The 20467-nt window shown below is 60.2% G+C and carries 17 protein-coding genes; 5 read left to right on the forward strand and 12 right to left on the reverse strand.

The window, feature by feature from the left end; all coding sequences use genetic code 11:
- On the reverse strand, positions 1-487 hold a 487-nt coding region (locus BUA94_RS07015; RefSeq protein WP_175558013.1), incomplete at its 3' end, for an alcohol dehydrogenase catalytic domain-containing protein.
- 228 nt (positions 488-715) lie between these two features.
- Here BUA94_RS07015 and BUA94_RS07020 point away from each other — a divergent pair.
- Positions 716-2080 (forward strand): HD-GYP domain-containing protein, encoded by a 1365-nt coding sequence (locus BUA94_RS07020; protein WP_073011154.1) that lies wholly within the window; start codon positions 716-718, stop codon positions 2078-2080.
- A 32-nt stretch (positions 2081-2112) separates the two neighbouring features.
- The gene (locus BUA94_RS07025) at positions 2113-2841 is read left to right on the forward strand and encodes an endonuclease/exonuclease/phosphatase family protein (protein WP_073011157.1); all 729 of its coding nucleotides are present in this window, start codon (positions 2113-2115) and stop codon (positions 2839-2841) included.
- Between the two features lie 41 nt (positions 2842-2882).
- On the opposite strand, the gene BUA94_RS07030 is transcribed toward BUA94_RS07025, so the two are convergent.
- The 9 genes from BUA94_RS07030 to BUA94_RS07070 all read right to left on the reverse strand — a co-directional run bounded on the left by BUA94_RS07030 (position 2883) and on the right by BUA94_RS07070 (position 12499).
- Positions 2883-4379, reverse strand: a complete 1497-nt coding sequence (locus BUA94_RS07030; protein WP_073011160.1) for an inorganic phosphate transporter — start codon at positions 4377-4379, stop codon at positions 2883-2885.
- 95 nt (positions 4380-4474) lie between these two features.
- Positions 4475-4996: an NUDIX hydrolase gene (locus tag BUA94_RS07035; protein ID WP_073013703.1), complete on the reverse strand. Its 522-nt coding sequence runs from the start codon at positions 4994-4996 to the stop codon at positions 4475-4477.
- 105 nt (positions 4997-5101) lie between these two features.
- Complete coding sequence (locus BUA94_RS07040) at positions 5102-6007, reverse strand: nitrilase-related carbon-nitrogen hydrolase (protein ID WP_073011164.1); 906 nt, start codon at positions 6005-6007, stop codon at positions 5102-5104.
- Between the two features lie 96 nt (positions 6008-6103).
- Entirely contained in the window at positions 6104-6307 is a 204-nt protein-coding gene (locus BUA94_RS07045) for a hypothetical protein (protein ID WP_073011167.1), read from the reverse strand.
- Positions 6308-6439: 132 nt separating this feature from the next.
- Positions 6440-8260 carry a single-stranded-DNA-specific exonuclease RecJ gene (gene recJ / locus BUA94_RS07050; protein WP_073013704.1) on the reverse strand — a complete coding sequence of 607 codons (1821 nt, stop codon included), beginning with the start codon at positions 8258-8260 and terminating at the stop codon, positions 6440-6442.
- Between the two features lie 146 nt (positions 8261-8406).
- Complete coding sequence (gene glpX, locus BUA94_RS07055; protein WP_073011170.1) at positions 8407-9402, reverse strand: class II fructose-bisphosphatase; 996 nt, start codon at positions 9400-9402, stop codon at positions 8407-8409.
- Between the two features lie 55 nt (positions 9403-9457).
- The gene (locus BUA94_RS07060) at positions 9458-10786 is read right to left on the reverse strand and encodes a homoserine dehydrogenase (protein ID WP_073011173.1); all 1329 of its coding nucleotides are present in this window, start codon (positions 10784-10786) and stop codon (positions 9458-9460) included.
- 29 nt (positions 10787-10815) lie between these two features.
- Positions 10816-12033, reverse strand: coding sequence for an LL-diaminopimelate aminotransferase (locus BUA94_RS07065; protein WP_073011176.1), 1218 nt, complete (start codon positions 12031-12033; stop codon positions 10816-10818).
- Between the two features lie 130 nt (positions 12034-12163).
- Positions 12164-12499 (reverse strand): hypothetical protein, encoded by a 336-nt coding sequence (locus BUA94_RS07070; protein WP_073011179.1) that lies wholly within the window; start codon positions 12497-12499, stop codon positions 12164-12166.
- Positions 12500-12838: 339 nt separating this feature from the next.
- Between BUA94_RS07070 and BUA94_RS07075 the strand changes: the two genes are divergently transcribed.
- Complete coding sequence (locus tag BUA94_RS07075) at positions 12839-14644, forward strand: PHA/PHB synthase family protein (RefSeq protein WP_073011180.1); 1806 nt, start codon at positions 12839-12841, stop codon at positions 14642-14644.
- A gap of 135 nt (positions 14645-14779) precedes the next feature.
- On the opposite strand, the gene BUA94_RS07080 is transcribed toward BUA94_RS07075, so the two are convergent.
- Positions 14780-17020 carry a sensor domain-containing protein gene (locus BUA94_RS07080; RefSeq protein WP_084081841.1) on the reverse strand — a complete coding sequence of 747 codons (2241 nt, stop codon included), beginning with the start codon at positions 17018-17020 and terminating at the stop codon, positions 14780-14782.
- A gap of 375 nt (positions 17021-17395) precedes the next feature.
- On the opposite strand from BUA94_RS07080, the gene BUA94_RS07085 reads away from it, so the two are divergent.
- Both BUA94_RS07085 and BUA94_RS07090 read left to right on the forward strand, forming a co-directional pair.
- On the forward strand, positions 17396-18328 hold the full coding sequence (locus BUA94_RS07085; RefSeq protein WP_073011182.1) for a carbohydrate kinase family protein: 933 nt from the start codon (positions 17396-17398) through the stop codon (positions 18326-18328).
- A 160-nt stretch (positions 18329-18488) separates the two neighbouring features.
- Positions 18489-19097: a DUF6653 family protein gene (locus BUA94_RS07090; RefSeq protein WP_208980021.1), complete on the forward strand. Its 609-nt coding sequence runs from the start codon at positions 18489-18491 to the stop codon at positions 19095-19097.
- Between the two features lie 327 nt (positions 19098-19424).
- Here the strand turns inward: BUA94_RS07090 and speB are convergent, their stop codons facing one another.
- Positions 19425-20381, reverse strand: a complete 957-nt coding sequence (speB, locus tag BUA94_RS07095) for an agmatinase (RefSeq protein ID WP_073011184.1) — start codon at positions 20379-20381, stop codon at positions 19425-19427.
- Positions 20382-20467 lie beyond the last annotated feature (86 nt).

Below are 20467 nucleotides of genomic sequence, written 5' to 3' on the forward strand. Positions count from 1 at the left end.
CGAACGGCGCGTCTTCGCGGATCTTCGCCAGAGCGATCTCCGGCACGACCGTGAAGTTGGAGAAGGTGGACGTGCCCATGTAGTGCAGGATCTTCCCGCCATCCATCGTGGTGAAGCGCGAGGAGCCATCCGGCATCAGGCCCTGCCCTTGCGTCGAGCGGATCGACTGGCACAGGTTGGTCTTCGGGTTGAGGCAGTATTCGCACTGGCGGCACTCGGGCGTATAGAGCGGGATCACGTGATCGCCCGGCTTCAGGGTGGTCACGCCCGGGCCCACTTCCACGACAACGCCCGCGCCCTCATGGCCCAGGATCGCCGGGAACAGGCCTTCGGGGTCGGCGCCAGACAGCGTGAACTCGTCCGTGTGGCAAACGCCCGTCGCCTTGATCTCGACCAGAACCTCAAAGGCCTTCGGACCTTCAAGATTCACCGTCGTTACCTCAAGGGGCTTGCCCGCCCCAACCGCCAAAGCCGCTCTCGTCTGCATCAAATCATCTCCATGCGCTGCCGCGAAGCAGCCGTGTCATTTGCAGACCCGTGATAGCTGACCTTGCACTACAAGAAAACCCAATGAGGGACATGCAGCTCATGGAGAGATCCGATGGGAAGAAAGCTCGCAAAAGACCGGAAACCTACGGATTTCAGCGCCCGAAACAGGACTTATTTAAGAGCTTTCTGGTGTCGTGGCCCGGTTGAACATGCGGGGCCGCTTAGAATGCTTCCACAAACACTTTCGCTTGACCTGCCACTGACAGGCCTGATCGGTGCCCTGACCCACGCGCTGGACATGACCGAAGGTCAGCCGAGAGGCCACAGCCTGCGCTGCTGCTGGATCGGAATGGCTGTCGCCAAGGCTGCGGGCCTGCCCGAAAGCCTGCATGAAGACATCTACTATGCAATCCTCTTGAAGGATCTCGGCTGCTCAAGCAATGCGGCGCGGATCTGCGAACTCTATCTGGCCGACGACCTGACCCTCAAGCGCGATTACAAGTTCGTCAACGGCAGCCTATCCCAGGCGCTGCGCTTCGTTCTCTCCCATACGGGTCTCAGTCATGGTCTTGCCGAACGGGTCCGTGCCATCGTTCATATCCTGCAAAATGGCGGCGAGATCACTTCGGAGCTGATCGAAACCCGTTGCCACAAAGGCTCGGATATTGCCGCCAAGATGGGGTTTTCGGAGACGGTCTGCGCCGGCATCCGTTCGCTGGATGAACATTGGGATGGTTCCGGCAAGCCGGAAGGGCTGTCAGGCACCGCCATACCCGTGAGCTCTCAAATTGCCTTGATGGCCCAGGTGGCCGACGTCTTCCAGACCAGCACCACGCCGGAAGCGGCCCGCCGCGAGATCAGCATTCGTGCCGGCGGCTGGTTCGATCCCGCCCTTGTCTCTGCCTTCCTCAGCGCCTCGGCAGACAAGCAATTCTGGGAAGACCTGGCCAGCCCGGATCTGGAACGGAAAGTCTATGAGCTGGCCCCCGGCCGTTCGACCCGCATCGTGACCGCCGGAATGCTGGATCATATCGCCGAGGGTTTTGCCGAGGTGATCGACAGCAAAAGCCCCTATACGGCAGGTCACAGCGAACGTGTGACGATCTATACAGACATGATCGCCGAGGCGATGGGCTACAGCGATGAAGACCGCCAGTCCCTGAAGCGGGTCGCCCTGCTTCATGACATCGGCAAGCTCGGTGTCAGCAATGCCATTTTGGACAAGCCCGGGAAGCTTTCCGATACGGAATGGCTCGCGATGCGCAATCATCCGGTCTATTCGGACCAGATCCTGTCGCGCAGCACCGCCTTCAGGGGATTGACCCAGATTGCCCGCGGCCATCACGAGCGGCTCGATGGCAAGGGCTATCCGGACGGACTATCCGGCAAGCAGATTTCCATGGAAACGCGGATCGTCACCCTGGCCGATATCTTTGATGCCCTGACCGCAGATCGCCCCTATCGGGCGGCCATGCCCGTGGCCAAGGCTCTCGGTATCCTGCGCGAGGATGCGGGCACGGGAATTGACCCTCAGTGCCTCATGGCCCTTGAAAGCGTCATGGAACGCCTCAATTTGGATAAAGCTGCTTGAAACCTTGCAATCAGACCGAACAAACAGGCCCCATGCTCAAGATCGGATCCTATAACATTCAAAAAAGCATCGGCGTCGATGCGCGCCGGCGTCCTGAACGAACGCTTCAGGTGATCCGCGAGATGGATTGCGACATACTCGCCCTGCAGGAGGCTGACAGGCGCTTTGGGCCCCGTCAAAGTACCCTGTGTCCGGAGGAAATTGCCGATCAGACCGATTTTCAGATCGTGCCGCTGGCAGTCCGCAGCAAAAGCCTCGGCTGGCATGGCAATGCGCTGCTGGTGCGCAAATCTGCCCGGATCCTCTCCTGCAGCCGTCTGGACCTGCCCCAGCTGGAACCGCGCGGCGCTGTCACGGCAGAGGTTGAGGTGAAAGGCATCCGCATCCGCATTGCCTCGATGCATCTCAGCCTTGTCGGCACGTTCCGCAAGCGCCAGATCCTGTCGATCATGGACCAGATTCACTCCAGTGCCCATGACATGCCAACGGTGCTTGTTGGGGATCTCAACGAGTGGCGGGACGGCGCCTCCAGCCTGAAGCTGTTCTCACCCCATTTCGAAGTCACGACACCGGGCCGCAGCTTCCCCTCGCCCATGCCGGTGGCAAGCCTCGACCGGATCATCACCAGCCCGAACGTGCGGGTGATGACGGCAGGCGTGCACAAATCCGCAACGGCAAAGATTGCGTCGGATCACTTGCCGGTCTGGGCGGAGCTGGCCATCGAGCAGTCGGAACGCTTTGCCAAGGCAAGCATGGTCTGAAGGTCAGACCGGCACCGGCTTGCTTCGCCCGAACCAGAGCCTTATCCGGCCAGGAACGGCGCAAGAAGGAAATAGAGCACGGCGGAAAGGACAGCCGCGACCGGAACCGTCACGACCCAGGCAGCGACGATGGTCATGAAATGCGCCCGGCGGACCAGCTTGCGCCTCGTCTGTTCTTCCCGGTTCTTGAGCGGTCGGACCTTCTTGACCTTGGTGTCGTGCTTGCGCTCCATGTAGGCCATGCGGCGGGCGGAGTTCTCCGTGTACCATTCACGATAGAAGCCGACGCCGAAGACCGCCCCCACGGCGATATGGGTGGAACTCACCGGCAGGCCCAGAGCAGACGCGATGATCACTGTGATGGCCGCAGACAAGGCCACACAGAACGCCCGCATCGGGTTGAGCTTGGTGATCTGGGCACCGACCATGTCAATGAGGCGCGGTCCGAACAGCACGAGACCAAAGGAAATACCGAGAGCACCGACCGCCATGACCCAAAGCGGAATGCTGACCTGGTCGACCACATCGCCCAGTTCCGCCGTGTGTACGATGGCAGCCAAAGGACCGACCGCATTGGCGACGTCATTGGCACCATGGGCAAAGGACAGGAGTGCGGCGGAACAGATCAGCGGCAAGGCAAAGAGCTTGCGCAGGGACTGGTTGCGGTTCTCAAGCCCCCTCGACTGGCGGGCTACCAGAGGGCGTGCAACGATCCAGGACCCAAGCCCCACCACGAAGCCAAGGCCGCAAGCCTCACCCAGGCCAATCTTGATAACCTTGCTCAGGCCCTTCATCGCCAGATAGGCCGTGAAGGATCCGGCCATCACGGCGATCAGAACCGGCACCCAGCGCCGGGCCGCTGCCAGCTTGTCATCCTGATAGACGATGAAATTCTTGATGAAGGCCAGGAAGGCCGCAGCGACAATGCCGCCAAAGAGCGGCGAGATCACCCAGCTTGCCGCAATGCTGCCAACGGTGCCCCACTGAACGGAGGCAAAGCCAGCAGCGGCAATGCCTGCGCCCATCACCCCGCCAACAATTGAATGGGTGGTGGAAACCGGAGCACCGATCCAGGTCGCAAGGTTGATCCAGAGCGCGGAGGACATGAGCGCAGCCATCATGGCGGCGGTAAAGATGCCCGGATTGGCCACGCTGGCCGGGTCGACAATGCCCTTGGAAATCGTGCTGACCACATCCCCGCCTGCGACCAGAGCGCCGGCGCTCTCGAAGATCGCGGCGATCACCAGAGCGGTGGTCATGGTCATGGCGCGGGAGCCGACGGCAGGACCGACATTGTTGGCAACATCATTCGCGCCGATGTTCAGCGCCATATAGGCCCCGATCGCAGCGGCTGCGACCGTGACGAAGAGACCCGGCTGACCAATGCCAGTGGCGCCTGCAATCACGGCAGACAGAACGATGAAAAGAAGCGCGACGCCAGGCGCAACGAGCCTTCGGCTGAGATTGCCGGCGGCATCTTCCATGTAGCCGAGCTTGTCGAGGTCCTTGTCGAGTGTCGGTTTCTTGTAGTTGGTCATACCTGAAGGTGGTCCCGCTTCTGGTTCTGATGAGGCATTCAGCCATCTTGATCCAGAGGCGATAGCGGAAACTCACAAAAGGTCAATTGCCAAGATTACCGGGAGGCCAAAATGTTAGCCATCTCACTATCAAAACGCGACAAAACACGCATGATACCCGGTTCGGATGCAATCCGCATGGCTTCCTCGACCGGGAGCCACTTGAGCTTGCGCTGTCCGAGCTCCGGATAGTCCTGGGTTTCCCCGTTCACTTCGACCAGGTAGACAAGCACATCGGTCGGAACGGCGAAGCCGCCCTTGAACCCCTTGTGGGACTGAAATGTCGCGAAAGGCTTCTTGGACGCCTTGCCACGAACACCAGCTTCCTCATAGGCCTCGATTTCGGCGGTCTTGTGGCCCTTGCGGGACATGATCGGCCAGCCCTTGGGCAGGATCCAGCGGCCGGTGCCCCGGGAGGTGACCATGAGCACTTCAGCCTGTTTCTTCTCAGAGCCCTCGCTCTGCACGAGCCGATAACACAGCGCCGCAATCTGCAGGCGCGGCGGCTTCTGGAAAAGAGAGGTTACCGCACGAAAGAATGGCCGTGCGGCCCTCCTGGAAGAGAGGGTCAAAGTCATCGCCGGATCCCGGATCCAAATGGACAATGGAAAAGAGTAGGCAGGCTTTTGCTGCCCTGGCCACAGGATATGGTCGGCTAAACACAGGATTCAACCCTTCAACCGTCAAAAGCGGTCGATATTGGCCTCAGTGATGCACACATGTGCAACTGACCAGGCCCCCGGCCACACTTCCGCAGCTCCACCGCGCAATTTTCTGACAGATTCAACCGGAACGTTTGCAATCAGGAAAGGCTCTTCACCTGATTCTCCCCCCGTCGGCGCAATGCTGGCCGCAACGCCCGTGAACCCCAGTTCCTCCTCGCAGGGAACATAGAGCGCGGCACCCGACACGTTGGTGTCGTTCTGGGTGGACGCCGGAGAAGCCCCGACCACGCCGCAAACGGCGACGGACGTCATCAGCTCCACGGCCCGCGCCTTGGCGCAGTCGAACACGCGATGATAGCCCGAGAGGTAACTGGTCATGGAAGGCACCAGCAGCAGGTCGATATTTTCCCTGGCAAGCAAACTGGAGTGACCCGGCATTTCCACATCGAGGCAGATGAGGATCGCCATCTTCAAGCCATCCAGTTCGAAGGTGCAAAGCCGGTTGCCGCCGGTCAGCATCCAGCTTTCCGGGTCTTTCTCGCCAGGCGTCAACGCCAGCTTGTCCTGGCGGATTTCGCGGCCATCCGCCGTCAGAAGCACCGCCGTATTGGTGTGCCCTTCCCCGGAGGCGACAGGAAGGGAGCCTGCAAGCAGCGACAGCCCATGCTTCTTGACCAGCGGCTTCAACCCCTCCACCAGATCGATCGCAACAGACGCCAGAAAGGCCATCTCCTTCGTCGGCTCAAGACCCTCCGGCTTGAACGCAAGACAGGCTTCAATCGCATATTCCGGCATCATCAGAAGCCGTGCCCCCTTGGACTTGGCCTCCAGAATCCGCTCCTCGATGCGCTCGATGAACGCGCCGAGGGAAGAAGGCACAACACCCGCATTCAAAGACCAGAGAGCGATCGTATAGTCCTGCATGGAAAAATCCGTCTGCTGAAAATGAAAAAGCAGGCCTTTGAGCCTGCTGGAGTGTTGCCGTATTTCCGGCGGAAGGTAAACCTGATGAAGCTTATCTCAATAAAAGCCGCGCTCCAGCCAGAGCTTGAGAAGCATTGCGAGGGCGAGAGCCGACCCGATTTCGCATCCGAGCAACAGGCGGGAAGGACGAAAACGAGTCAGTTTCGATCCGCTGCGCACCTGAGCCAGCCCGTCGAGTACCCGATCCGTGGACCGGTCCAACTCGGCAAAAATCTGTTTCAACTCATCCTGAGCGGTCATTGCTGTCCCTGGCGTTTTCTTCACCTAGGGTGACCCTAACCCGCTGCTCCTTGCGAAAGGGTTAAAGGCCATTAAGCATAAATGACGAGGGCTGTTTTTATTGTCCGCCCGCAAGGACTGCACGTAGCAGGCTCAAACGCGGACCTTTTGCGGATCAGCCGTATCCAGAATGCGAAGTTGAACCTTGGGGGTTCCCTGCCAGGTATCGACAGAAAGCGTGCCTGCGAAATGCAGGTTCCGGCCCCGCTCGTCCAGCATCATCTTGCCGTGAGGCTTGTCAGCCGCCTTGAAGGCGATCGCCTTGAGCGTGGTGCCATCCGGCGCGGCAATGGTTGCACGCACATGACCGTTGCCAACCACATCGGCAAAGGACACACGATGCGCGGGAAAGGCAAAGACGGGCTCCGGATGACCGGCGCCATAGGGACCAGCCCGCTCCAGCTGTTCCATCAGCTCCAGGCTTGCCCCTGTCGCCGTCAGGGCGGCGTCAATCTTCAGGTCGCGGTGAGACGCAGCCACCTCGACATCCGCGCGCAGGGTTTCGTTGAAGAAGGCCATCAGCTCCCCTTCCCGCTCCTTGCGCACGGTCAGACCGGCTGCCATGGCATGGCCGCCGCCCTTCTCCAGCAGCTTCAGATCCACAGCCTGACGGACCGCCTTGCCCAGATCCACACCCTGGATCGACCGGCCGGAGCCTGTGCCCTTGCCGCTGTCATCATAGGCGATGGCAAAGGCCGGGCGGCGGTGGGCATCCTTCAACCGGGACGCAATCAGCCCGACGATCCCGGGATGCCAGTCTTCCGAGCCTGTGAGCAGAACTGCCGGATCCTGCTGATCGATGGAGATGGCTGCCTGGGCACCGGCCTGTTCCAGCATGACCGCTTCCATGGCCTGACGTTCGGCATTGAGCTGATCGAGACGCTCGGCAATCGCCCGCGCCTCGCTCTCGTCCTCGCATGTCAGGAGGCGAGCGCCCAGGGCTGCATCGCCGATGCGCCCGCCCGCATTGATGCGGGGGCCAAGAAGAAAACCAAGGTGATAGGCCGCAGGCTTGCCGCCGACACGGGCGACATCGCACAGGTTCGACAGACCGGAGTTGCCACGCCGGTGCATGACCTCTAGTCCCCGCGTCACATAGGCTCGGTTCAGCCCCTGCAAAGGCACCACGTCACACACGGTTCCAAGCGCCACAAGGTCCAGCAGCGACATCAGATCCGGCGGCGTCCGGCCGTTGAAAGCACCACGAGCCCGCAATTCGCGGTTCAGCCCGACCAGAAACAGGAAAGTGACGCCGACGGCGGCAAGGTGCCCCTGCCCCGACAGATCATCCTGCCGGTTCGGATTGACCAGGGCCGCAACCGCCGGAAGCTCCTCGCCAACCTGGTGGTGATCGAGAACGACCACATCGAGCCCAAGACGGCTTGCGACCCCGAAGGCCTCGAAAGACGTGCTGCCGCAATCGACCGTGACCAGAAGCTCCGCTCCGCCTGCGCGCAGGGCCTCGATCGCCGGGCCGTTCGGGCCGTAGCCTTCGATGATGCGGTCGGGAATATGAATGACCGTTTCCAGCCCCATCCAGCGCAGATACCGCGCCAGGATCGAGGAAGATGTCGCCCCGTCGACGTCATAGTCGCCGAAGATCGCGATCCGCTTTCCCGCCTGCACCGCATCGGCAACACGGGCAACAGCCTGATCCATCGCCACAAGGCTGGAGGGATCCGGCATCAGGGTCTTCAAGGAAGGCGACAGGAATTCTTCGGCAAGTTCCGGAACGACACCACGGGCAGCCATGACCCGCGCCAGCACATCCGGCAGGCCGGAGCGCTGGGAAATCGTCATGGCGGCGAGAACTTCGGCCTGGGTCAGCCGTTCGCGCCATGTGTTGTCATTGGCGGACCGGGATACGCCCAAAACGGCACGGCCCGGGCTGCTATCCGCTGCCGGGCCGTTCATCGTGCCGTCCTTGCCTGGCCGTTCAGACCGGTCCATCTCATCGCTTCATCCGATTTCATTGCATCCGGCCGGAGCATATCCGCGAGACCGCCGGAGGCTGTTCGGGAGACTGCCGGAGACCAGGGGCCTCCGGCGCCGCGTCTTGATCAATCCAGGTGGAACTTTTCCAGCTGGTGGTGCTGTGCCTTGATGTAGCGCACGGTGCCGGTGGAAGAACGCATCACGACCGTATGGGTGGTGATGTGGTTCCGGCCGAAGCGCACGCCCTGCAGCAGGTTGCCGTCGGTCACGCCGGTTGCGGCGAAGAGAACGTCCGGGCCGGCCATTTCTTCAAGGGTGTACTTCTTCTTGATGTCGTCGATGCCCATGCGGTGCGCGCGCTCGACCTGCTCATCGCGGGTGATCACGAGGCGGGACTGCATCTGGCCGCCAATGCAGCGCAGGGCAGCTGCCGCCAGCACGCCTTCCGGCGCGCCGCCGATACCGGCATAAAGATCGATACCGGTTTCTTCGGTGTCGGTGGTGTGGATCACACCGGCAACGTCACCATCGCCGATCAGGCGGATGGCCGCACCGGTCGCGCGGATGTCTTCGATCAGACGGGCGTGACGCGGACGGTCGAGAACGCAGGCGGTGATCTCGTGGATCTTCACGCCCTTTTCCCGGGCAACAGCCGCCAGGTTTTCAGCAATCGGCGCATCCAGATCGATCAGGCCGGCCGGGTAGCCCGGTCCGATCGCGATCTTGTCCATGTAGCTGTCCGGAGCGTTCAGAAGACCGCCTTCCGGAGCCAGTGCAATCACGGCCAGGGAGTTCGGCAGGTTCTTCGCGCAAATCGTGGTGCCTTCCAGCGGGTCGAGGGCGATATCGACCTTCGGGCCCTGCTTGGTGCCGACGTTTTCGCCGATGTAGAGCATCGGAGCTTCGTCGCGCTCGCCTTCACCAATCACGACGGTGCCGTCGATCGGAAGCCGGTTCAACTCGCGCCGCATGGCGTCCACAGCGGCCTGGTCAGCAGCCATCTCGTCACCATGGCCACGCAGACGAGCTGCGGAAACGGCTGCACGCTCGGCCACACGGGCCAGTTCCAGCGTCAGAATTCGGTCCAGGCCGCTCGACGCGGTGGCTTCAGCATTCGACATCAGGTTCTCCAGTTCTCCTGCCACCCCACCGGCCCGAAGACCGGGGATGACCCCCTCACGAGGACAGTTTCTCAATACGGATCATTTGAGGTGATCCTGCGACCACCCCCTTGGCACAAATGGCTTCCAGAGCTTCCCTCACCGCCACTTCGGTTGTTTCATGCGTGATCAGGATAACGGTCTGACGAACCTCGGGTGATCCTTCAGCGTCATCACCAGCAATCTGCTCGCGCCGGCGCTGCACGATGGATTCAAGCGAAATGCCTGCGTCCGCCATGCTGCGGGCGATTTCGGCAAAGGCACCTGGACGATCCGGAACGGACAGACGGATGTAGTAACCGCCTTCATGCAGCCGCATGCGCGCCCGCACATAGTCTTCAAGCTCGGCCGTCGGCACGCCAAGAGCAGGCGAAAGATCGCCGCGGGCAATGTCCGCGATATCGGCTGCGACCGAAGAGGCCGTGGCGTTGCCGCCTGCGCCGGGTCCTGCCAGTACGATCTCGCCGACGAAGTCGCCATCAACAGCAACCGCGTTCAGGACACCATCGATACGGGCAATGGCGGAAGATTTCGGCACCATGGTCGGATGCACACGCTGCTCGATGCCGGTTTCGGTCCGCTGGGCAACGCCCAGCAGCTTGATCCGGTAGCCGAGCTCATCAGCGGCCTGAATATCCGCGGTCGTGATCGAGGTGATCCCTTCCACATAGATATCATCGGAGGAAATCTTGGTTCCGAAGGACAGGCTGGTCAGAAGAGCCAGCTTGTGAGCCGTGTCGAAGCCTTCGATATCGAAGGTCGGATCGGCCTCGGCATAGCCCAGACGCTGGGCATCGGCCAGGCATTCCCCGAAGGACAGGCCTTCGGCTTCCATCCGGGTCAGGATGTAGTTGCAGGTGCCGTTCAAGATGCCATAGACGCGGGCGATCTCGTTGCCGGCCATGCTTTCGCGCAGGGTCTTGACGATCGGAATGCCGCCAGCAACCGCTGCTTCGTAATTCAGGTTGACGCCGTTCTTTTCGGCAAGGGCTGCCAGTTCGACGCCATGCTTGGCAAGAAGCGCCTTGTTGGCGGTCACGACATGCTTGCCGCTTTCCAGCGCAGCCCGGACACTGGCCTCGGCCGGACCGTTGTCTCCGCCGATCAACTCGACGAAGACATCGATACCATCCGACTTGGCCATTTCGACCGGATCGGTGAACCATGTGGCTCCGGTAAGGTCCAAGCCCCTGTCACGGCTCGGATCGCGCGCACTCACCGCAGCCACCTCAACGGCTCTGCCGGTCTTTACCGCGATCCGGTTACCCTGCTTGGCCAGAAGACGGACAACGGACGCTCCAACAGTTCCGAGCCCCGCAATCCCCAGTCTCAACGCCTTAGCCATAAGTCACGCAAATCCAGATCTATTAAATGTCAGCGGGAGGCCCCGAGCGGGACCTGATTATGCAGCGTCGTTTCAGCTGTTTCCAGGAAACGGCGCACGTTCCGGGCAGCCTGGCGCAGACGCTGTTCGTTCTCCACCAGTCCGATCCGGACAAAGTCATCGCCGTATTCACCGAAACCGATGCCCGGTGCAACAGCTACTTCGGCCTTTTCAAGCAAGAGCTTGGAAAATTCAAGGCTTCCGAGCGCCTTGAACTTCTCCGGGATCGGCGCCCAGATGAACATGCTGGCTTCGGGAGCCGGCATGGACCACCCGGCGCGGGCGAAAGATTCGATCACCACATCCCGGCGTTTCTTGTAGATCGCGCGGGTTTCGGCAACGCATTCGTCCGACCCGTTCAGCGCCGCAGTGGCCGCCACCTGGATCGGCGTGAACGCGCCGTAATCCAGATAGGACTTCACGCGGGTCAGAGCGGCGATGAGGCGCTCGTTGCCGACTGCAAAGCCCATGCGCCAGCCCGGCATGGAGAAAGTCTTGGACAGGGACGTGAACTCGGCCGTCACGTCGATTGCACCTGGAACCTGCAGGACCGACGGCGGCGGAGTGTCGCCGAAATAGATCTCGGAATAGGCCAGATCCGACAGGATGAAGATCTCGTGCTTGCGCGCGAAAGCCACCACGTCCTTGTAGAAATCCAGATCCGCGCAATAGGCGGTCGGGTTCGCCGGATAGCAGAGAATGATCGCCAGCGGCTTGGGCACCGAATGGATCACCGCACGCTCGAGCGCATGGAAGAACTCCGGACCGGGCTCAGCCGGAATGGAGCGGATCGCAGCGCCGGCCATCAGGAAGCCGAAGGTGTGGATCGGATAGCTGGGGTTCGGGCTCAGCACCACGTCGCCAGGCGCGGTAATCGCCTGCGCCATGTTGGCAAAGCCTTCCTTGGACCCCAGTGTCGCGACAACCTGGGTGTCCGGGTTCAGCTTCACGCCGAACCGGCGGGCATAATAGCCAGCCTGTGCCTTGCGGAGCCCGTTGATGCCCTTGGAGGCCGAATAGCGGTGAGACCGGGGGTCCTGAACCACTTCGGTCAGCTTTTCGACGATATGCTTCGGGGTCGGAAGATCCGGATTGCCCATGCCGAGATCGATGATGTCCGCGCCCGCCGCTCGCGCCTTGGCCTTCAAACGGTTGACCTGTTCGAAGACATACGGCGGAAGCCGTTTCGTCTTGTGGAATTCCTCCATGGCGCGGGTCCTTAAATTCGCTCGGCAAAATGCTGTTTTCCGTCAGCAGAGCCAATTGCGCTCCGGCTGCGGCAGCGCCCTTTTATCAGCACCTTGGAAAATGCGCACCCGTCTTTAAGGCAATAGACAGCTAATTTTGAGAGATGCCGCCACTGGCAGGCACTTCCATAAGGTCACCCTGCTGTTTTTGGCGCAAAAGCAGCAATTCTTCGACCGAAGACTGCATGGAATTGTCCTGCTTTTTCTGACGGCTCGCACTCAGTCCGCGCAGATGGGAGATGGTTGCTGCCTTGTCCGACGACTTGGGCGGGGCCGGCGTGGTCGAGGTCACGACCTTTGGCTTGGGGACCCCACCTGCCTGAGCACTCTGCATTGCATCGATCAGGGAGGATTCAGGGCCAAGAGCGCAGCCCGCAGGCAGGAGCGCAAGTGTGACCAGGAGGGCAAGGATCGGAAGGCGCGTCACGGGAAGTCCAGAAAACGTTGAAAACGGGGTGTCGGCTGAGGGCCGCGCCCTATGTAGGGTGGATTTGGGCAGGTTGGAAGAAGCCAGGGCCTTCAGAACCGCAACGCAGCAATTTCTACGCGATGCAATCCGTATTTTCCCATTCGACGCCGCAAGGGAAATCATGTCATAAATACCTTGTACGGTCACACAAATCGGTGGCTTGCACCGCAAGAGGCGCTTGAGCGCCCGCAACGCAAGACATTGGATTGTCCGTTACGGAAGGTTTCGTGGGAGTTGGCGGGCGCAGGCCAATCGGGCCGCGCGTCAGTCCGGACTAGTCGGAGGGGATCCGAATTTATGACTGAAGACCGGCAGCATCCGGTGCTGCAATACATCATCAACAATCCGGAAGCCTTCGCACAGAATCTGGCCAAGACCCTCGAGAATGCTGGCAAGGCCCTCGCCGCCTATCTGGAGCCCCGCGAGAAGGGCGAGGTGAAGCAGGACGGCACGGACGAGCTGACCAACATCATCAAGACCCTCGCGCAGGTTGGAGAATACTGGATCTCCGACCCCGAGCGTGCGGTCGCGGCCCAGACCCGCCTGATGAATGGCTATATCACCCTGTGGAATTCATCGCTCAAGCGCATGATGGGCGAAGCAACCGAGCCTGCCGCCTGCCCCCCTTCCCGCGACAAGCGCTTTGCCGATCCCGACTGGGAAAACAACCAGTATTTCGACTTCATCAAGCAGCTCTACCTGATCACCAGCAAGTGGGCCGAGGATCTGGTTCTCGACGCCAAGGATCTGGACGAACACACCCGGCACAAGGCCGAGTTCTACGTCAACCAGATCTCCAACGCCCTGTCGCCGTCGAACTTCCTGATGACCAATCCGGAGCTCCTCAGGCTGACCGTCGAGAGCAATGGCGAAAACCTGGTCAAGGGTATGCAGCATCTGGTGGAGGACATCCGGGCTGGGCACGGCGACCTCAAGATCCGCCAGACGGACATGAGCAAGTTTTCCCTCGGCGAGAATCTTGGCCTGACCCCCGGCAAGGTGATTGCCCAGAACGATGTCTGTCAGGTCATCCAGTATGAGCCGACGACGCCCCAGGTGCTCAAGCGCCCGCTGATGATCGTCCCGCCCTGGATCAACAAGTTCTACATTCTCGACCTGACCCCTGAGAAATCCTTCATCAAATGGTGCGTTGACCAGGGTCATACGGTCTTTGTCATCTCCTGGGTGAACCCGGATGCCCGGCAGGCGGAGAAGAGCTTCGAGCACTATATGAAGGAGGGTATTCTCAACACCCTCGACATCATCAAAAAGGCCACCAAGCAGGAAGAGGTCAACGCCATCGGCTATTGTGTCGGCGGCACGCTGCTGGCGGTCACTCTGGCCTATATGGCCGCAACCGGCGACAAGCGCATTGCCAGCGCCACCTTCTTCACCACCCAGGTCGATTTCACCTTTGCAGGTGACCTGAAGGTCTTCGTGGATGAGGAACAGATCTCCATGCTGGAGAAGAAGATGGCCGAACAGGGCTATCTCGACGGTTCCAAAATGGCGTCTGCCTTCAACATGTTGCGCTCGAACGACCTGATCTGGTCCTACGTCGTGAACAATTACCTGAAGGGCAAGGATCCCTTCCCCTTCGATCTTCTCTACTGGAACTCCGACTCTACCCGCATGCCTGCGGCCAACCACTCGTTCTACCTGCGGAACTGCTATCTGGAGAACAATCTGGCCAAGGGGAAAATGGAAGTCGGCGGCCAGAGGCTGGATCTCTCCAAGGTCACGATCCCGATCTACAACCTGGCCACTCGCGAAGATCACATCGCCCCGCCCCAGTCGGTCTTTCTCGGCAGCTCCTGCTTCGGCGGTCCGGTCAATTATGTCCTCTCGGGCTCCGGCCATATCGCAGGCGTGGTCAACCCTCCGGCCAAGCACAAATATCAGTACTGGACCGGGGCAACGCCCAAGGGAGACCTTGGCGACTGGCTGGATGCAGCAACGGAGAATGCCGGCTCCTGGTGGCCCCATTGGGATGCCTGGATCCGTGAGCAGGATGGCGAAGAGGTCAAGGCGCGCAAGCCCGGCGCAAACCGGGTCAAGATCCTGGAAGACGCGCCCGGCAGCTATGTGAGAGCCAAGGCCTGAAGCCAAAACGCATTCCGCCAGTTGGAGCTCTGGCGGAGTGCCGTTTTTCCTGAATTCGATCGGGAGAGAGCGCGACGCAATTCATGGGCGCTGCTGAGAGGAAATGCGCTCAGCTTTCCAACCTTAAAAGTCAGATCAGGAAGCAATTTCATGGATCTGAGAGCGCAAACCGCCAGAAAGCAGCCGCTCGATTTCCTCAGCGCCCATCGGCATGCCTAGCAGATAGCCCTGCCCGCATTCGCAGCCGCTGTGCAGCAGGAACTCTTTTTGCGCAGCCGTCTCGACTCCCTCGGCAATCACAGTGAGGCCCAACTCCCGGCCGAGCGAAACGATGGCCCGGACAATGCCCTGATCTCCCGAATCGGAAGCGACGTTCTGAATGAATGTCCGGTCAATTTTCAGCCTCGTCAGTGGCAGCCTTCTGAGCGCACTGAGACTGGAGTAGCCGGTGCCGAAATCATCAATGGCCAGTTTCACGCCCATGGCGCGCATGTCCGACAGCCTCGCGACTGCCATCTCGGGATTTTCAGCCAGCAGGCTTTCCGTGATTTCCAGCTCCAGATAGCCGGGCTCGATCCCGTTCGCAGACAAGGTCTTGCGCACTCTCTCGACCAGATTCGCATCACTGAACTGGCGCTGGGACACGTTGATCGCCAGCAGGACCGGGGCATGGCCATTGTCACGCCATTGACGCCCCTGACGGCAGACTTCCTCGAGAACCCAATTGCCGAGAGACCCGATCAGACCGCTTTCTTCCGCCAGCGCGATGAACCGCCCCGGGGGCACTCTTCCGAGCCGCGGATGGTTCCAGCGCACCAGCGCTTCCAGCCCCGTCAGCTTGCCACTCGTCAGCTCGAACTGCGGCTGATACTCGAGGAAGAACTGATTGTGCTCCAGCCCCACCCGCATTTCCTCGAGCAAGGTCAGATCCATCAGGCTGCCTTCACTCATCATGCGGTCATAGAACTGGAATGTGTCACGGCCCGACTTCTTGGACTGGTACATGGCCGTGTCGGCATGCTGCAAAAGCAGTTCCGCCGTCTCCCCGTCCCGCGGGAAAACCGCTGTTCCCATGCTGCAGGTTACCCGGAAAGTCTGTCCGGCAAATTGCATGGGTTCTGCAACCACACACCGGATCCTGGCCAGAAGCGATTGAAGCGGCTCTAATTCCGCCAGATCACCAGTGATGACCAGAACGAATTCATCACCGCCGAAGCGGATCATGAGCTGATCGTCCGGCAGCACTTCCCGGATCCGCTCGGATACGATCTGCAGCACCATATCGCCGATGGCATGTCCAAAATTGTCGTTGACCGACTTGAACCGGTCGACATCACAGAACACCACGGCAAGCTTCGAGGTGCTGAGCTTGGCTTCAGAGAGCAGAGCCTCCAGCTTGCGGCCGAGCTCTCGCCGGTTGGGCAAGCCGGTCAGCATGTCATTGCCCGCCAGGAAGCGGATGCGCTCCTCTGCCCGGGTCCGCTCAATGGCAATAGCGGCAAGACGCACCGTGTCGGCAATCAGCTGGCTTTCAGCGACATCTTTGATCCGGCCACTCCGTCGATACATTGCGAAAGTGCCAAGCACCTTCCGGTCATGAGAAATGACCGGTGTCGACCAGCAGGAGGTCAGCCCGAATGGTGCCGCCAGAGCCTTGTAAGGCTCCCAGAGCGGATCGGTCGTGATGTCGTCGACAATGACCGGTTTGCCAGTGAAGGCAGCGGTTCCGCACGAACCGACCGCCGGACCAATTTCCACCCCGTGGATCTGATCGCAATAGGCCTTTGGCAGGCTTGGCGCTGCGCCATGCAACAGGCGTCCGCTTGCTTCATCCAGCAGCAGGATGGAGCCGAGAACCCCGTCAAGCTGCTCCTCGATCATGGTCAAAAGCGCATCAAGAACTTGCGGCAAGGGGCGGCCGGTCGCGATCATCTCCAGGATCCGCGCCTGACCGCTCATCAGCAGCTCCGTACGCTTGCGGGCGGTAATGTCTCTGGAAATGCCGAAGAGGCCGTAGATCACACCATCTTCGCCGCGCAGGGGAAATTTGGAGGACGACACCCATTTGCGGCGGCCATCCTGACAGATCACGAATTCCTCGAAGTCGATCTTGGGCACACCGGTGCGCATAACCTCAAGTTCATCGGTTTCATATTTGCGGGCAAGCTGCTGGGAGTGAATTTCGGCATCGGTCCGGCCTAACAGGTCAGAGGCATTTTCAATGCCCAGATCCTCTGCGACGGCATGGTTCGCAAACACGAACCGGCACTCGCGATCCTTGACAAAAAGATAGTCGCTGACCTGATCGACCACCAGGCGCAGCCATTTCGTCTTTTCCGCGAGCATCTCTGCCTGCGGAAGCGATTGAGCCTGCATGGTCTCGTTCTTTGCTATGTCCCCACTCCTCAAAGGCAGGAAACCAAGGCCAGCGTCCTCCTAGAAGGAGACGCGCCCGCCAGCTCCCCAAATTGACCGGCGGTACGAACATGGACGAAGACTAAGTCCGAATTGCTGAAAATTCCCTGAAGGAACCTAAGAACACTTTTAATTAAACTTGAAAATGACGTGGCAGTTTCAACGTTATTGAAAAAATATAGACCCCTTCAATCTATTTCGGCGGTAAAGCAGCAAGGGAAATTTCAACAGCCTGAGAACGGGTGGGCACTTGCTCACGAGATGAATAACTGCCTAGGGTGAGAAAAAATATCCTCGGCAGTTCCACCTGCCGATTTTGATCGAAAGAGACATGCGATGATCCTGTGCTGCGGCGAGGCCCTGATTGATATGATCCCGACGCAAACGGGCAGCGGAGAGATGGCCTATCTGCCACTTGCCGGCGGCGCGGTCTTCAACACGGCCATTGCTCTTGGTAGGCTCGGCGCTCCCTCAGGTATGCTGACGGGCCTTTCGACCGACCTCTTCGGGCAAAAGCTTGCAAGCGGCCTGGCTGCGAGCCACGTTGACGTATCGCTGTCCATCACCTCGAGCCGCCCGACCACGATGGCTTTTGTTGAGCTGACCAATGGCCACGCGACCTACACGTTTTATGACGAGAATTCCGCCGGACGGATGCTATCCCCTCAAGACCTTCTAGATCTTCCGGCTTCGATCGAAGCCCTTTATCTGGGCGGCATCAGTCTGGCCGTCGAACCCTGTGCGGACGCCTACGCAACCCTTGCAGAACGGGCCGGCGACAGGGTCGTCATGATCGATCCCAACATCCGCCCAGGCTTCATCCAGAACGAGACGCGCTACCGGGAAAGACTGGATGGCATGATTGCCCGGGCCGACATCCTCAAGGTCTCGGACGAAGACCTGAACTGGCTCGAGCCGGGCGAAGGCTCTCTGACAGAAAAGGCCGCTCGTCTTCAGGCCAAGGGTGCGGGGATCATTCTCGTCACCAAAGGCAAGGATGGCGCTCTTGGCCTCCTGGGCGATGGCACGGAAGTTTCAATTGCAGGCAAGAGCGTTGTGGTTGTCGATACGGTCGGCGCGGGGGACACGTTCAATGCCGGCGTTCTCGCAAGCCTGCATGAGCATGACCTCCTCACCCGCGCGGCACTGACCGGGGCCAGCGCAGAAGCCATTGCCACCGCCCTCTCCTTCGGTGCCGAAGTTGCCGCTGTCACCGTCTCACGTGCAGGCGCCAATCCTCCCTGGCGGAGCGAACTCACCGCCGCCTGAGACAAGCCGCCTCAGCATCTGGAACCGGAGTGTATTTCCCTGTATAAACGGGGAAATATTCCTGTGCCCAGTTTGCCGCAAAGGTAAATCAGCAGGAAAACCCAACGGCACGGGACAGGTCCCGGAGAACAACGGATAGAAATCCGCCAGAGGCACGATTATGCAGCAGCCGCAAAGGCTCTCACGTCCCATCCAGGCGCTGGCCCCGATGCAGGCCGGGCAGATCCGCCCGCTTGGCATGACGCCAAGCGTCTGGCAGAGGCATGCTTCCCCCTGGAGCGTCTACAGCCGGATGGCCACCCTGCCCTTTTTGCTGGCAGCCATTGCAAGTCACGCCTGGATCGGCGGAGCGGCCTCAGCCGGACTGACCTTGCTGGTCTTTGTCTGGCTCTGGATCAATCCTCGCCTTTTCCCCGCCCCGCGCAAGCGCGACAGCTGGGCCGCGCGCGCCACCTATGGTGAGCGGATCTGGATCAACCGGGCAGCAGTCGCCATTCCGCAAGACGAAGCCCGTGTCGCCCTCAGCCTGTCGCTGGTGACCGGCCTCGGCTTTGCCGCTGCGATCTATGGCGCCTATGAGATCAATCCGCTTCTCGGCATCTCGGGTATGATCGTCACCTATGCGGCCAAGCTCGTTTTTCTCAATCGCATGGCACGGCTTTACGACAAGATGCGCGACGCTCACCCGCTTTACCGGTTCTGGACGGCCGAGCCGCAGAATGACAATGCGGCGGGCAAGGCAGGCAAATCCCTGCAGAAGTCGGCCTGACCACGTCCAGCATCTGATCTGTCAGAGCAAGAAAAAGCCCTACTGGCCAATTCTGGGCGGCAGGGTTCAAACCGGCGACGAAAATGTTGCCCCGTCGACGTCATCCCGGTTTGGTGCCCGAGCACCAAGACCGGGATCCAGTATCCCGCAGTTCAACTTTCAAAGAAAATGAAGCCATCTCAATTGGTTACTGGATCCCTGCCTTCGCAGGGATGACAACCGTCTTTTCCCATAATCTTGAGTCTTTGGACTTGCCGCGCCCGATCCTCAATCTCAGTCCTGCAGCCCATTCCTGTCTGCAGGGCCTTTCGTTTTGAGATGTTCGATTTAGCCGCGTTTCTTCTCAGCCAGAAGACCGAGATAATGTTGCGCAATCGTTGCTGCCGCGATGGAGGTGATGTCCGCGTGGTCATAGGCAGGAGAGACTTCCACCACGTCGCCTCCGACGAAGTCCAGGTTGCCAAGGCGGCGCAGGATCATCAGGGCCTCCCGGCTGGAGAGGCCTCCAGCCACAGGCGTCCCCGTTCCCGGCGCAAAGGCAGGATCCAGGCAGTCGATGTCAAAGGTCATATAGGCCTTGGATGAGCCGACCCGGTCCTTGATCATCTCGACCACACCATTGACACCGAGCAGTTCAACTTCCTCTCCATAGAGGATCTCAAGGCCACAGGTTTCCGGCGCATGGGTGCGAATGCCGATCTGGATCGACTTTTCCGGGTCAATCAGGCCTTCCCGCACAGCCCGACCCGTAAACGTGCCGTGGTCTATCCGATCCCCCATGTCGGGCCATGTGTCCTGATGGGCATCGAACTGAACCAGCGCCAGCGGGCCATGCTTGGCCACATGCGCCTTCAGCAGCGGATAGGTGACGAAGTGATCCCCGCCGATGGAAAAGAGATGCACATCCTGATCCAGGATTTCCCGCGCCTGGGCCTCGATACATCCCGGAATGTCTGCATTGCGGCCATAGTCGAAAGAGCAATCCCCATAGTCGACCACGGACAGGCCTTCAAACGGATCCGCCTCGAACGGATATTGCGGATCACCGTCGAAAATGGCCGAAGCACGGCGCACGCCCTGCGGACCGAAGCGGGCACCCGGACGATTGGAAACGGAAGCATCAAATGGAATGCCCCAGACAGCCGCATCTACGCCCGTCAGATCGCGGGTGTAGCGACGGCGCATGAAGGACAGCACACCACCATAAGTCGGCTCGTGAGAACCACCAGTCAGGCTCTTGCCAAACACCGCATTGTCAGTCGGACGCGGACGGATGGGGGACATTTCGAACTCCTTAGAGAAAAACCGCTTCGACACTTCCTCGAAGCCCCACGACCCTAGCCAAGATGCCGTGAAACACAAGCGTGACT

Origin of the sequence: Roseibium suaedae (genome assembly GCF_900142725.1) — a bacterium.
GTDB lineage: Bacteria > Pseudomonadota > Alphaproteobacteria > Rhizobiales > Stappiaceae > Roseibium > Roseibium suaedae.

Excerpts from the sequence above, each read along its gene's own strand:
- BUA94_RS07020 (WP_073011154.1), top strand. The coding sequence starts at position 716 with ATGCTTCCACAAACACTTTCGCTTGACCTGCCACTGACAGGCCTGATC.
- BUA94_RS07025 (WP_073011157.1), top strand. The coding sequence starts at position 2,113 with ATGCTCAAGATCGGATCCTATAACATTCAAAAAAGCATCGGCGTCGAT.
- BUA94_RS07030 (WP_073011160.1), bottom strand. The coding sequence starts at position 4,379 with ATGACCAACTACAAGAAACCGACACTCGACAAGGACCTCGACAAGCTC.
- BUA94_RS07035 (WP_073013703.1), bottom strand. The coding sequence starts at position 4,996 with ATGACTTTGACCCTCTCTTCCAGGAGGGCCGCACGGCCATTCTTTCGT.
- BUA94_RS07040 (WP_073011164.1), bottom strand. The coding sequence starts at position 6,007 with ATGCAGGACTATACGATCGCTCTCTGGTCTTTGAATGCGGGTGTTGTG.
- BUA94_RS07045 (WP_073011167.1), bottom strand. The coding sequence starts at position 6,307 with ATGACCGCTCAGGATGAGTTGAAACAGATTTTTGCCGAGTTGGACCGG.
- recJ (WP_073013704.1), bottom strand. The coding sequence starts at position 8,260 with ATGAACGGCCCGGCAGCGGATAGCAGCCCGGGCCGTGCCGTTTTGGGC.
- glpX (WP_073011170.1), bottom strand. The coding sequence starts at position 9,402 with ATGTCGAATGCTGAAGCCACCGCGTCGAGCGGCCTGGACCGAATTCTG.
- BUA94_RS07060 (WP_073011173.1), bottom strand. The coding sequence starts at position 10,786 with ATGGCTAAGGCGTTGAGACTGGGGATTGCGGGGCTCGGAACTGTTGGA.
- BUA94_RS07065 (WP_073011176.1), bottom strand. The coding sequence starts at position 12,033 with ATGGAGGAATTCCACAAGACGAAACGGCTTCCGCCGTATGTCTTCGAA.
- BUA94_RS07075 (WP_073011180.1), top strand. The coding sequence starts at position 12,839 with ATGACTGAAGACCGGCAGCATCCGGTGCTGCAATACATCATCAACAAT.
- BUA94_RS07080 (WP_084081841.1), bottom strand. The coding sequence starts at position 17,020 with ATGCAGGCTCAATCGCTTCCGCAGGCAGAGATGCTCGCGGAAAAGACG.
- BUA94_RS07085 (WP_073011182.1), top strand. The coding sequence starts at position 17,396 with ATGATCCTGTGCTGCGGCGAGGCCCTGATTGATATGATCCCGACGCAA.
- BUA94_RS07090 (WP_208980021.1), top strand. The coding sequence starts at position 18,489 with ATGCAGCAGCCGCAAAGGCTCTCACGTCCCATCCAGGCGCTGGCCCCG.
- speB (WP_073011184.1), bottom strand. The coding sequence starts at position 20,381 with ATGTCCCCCATCCGTCCGCGTCCGACTGACAATGCGGTGTTTGGCAAG.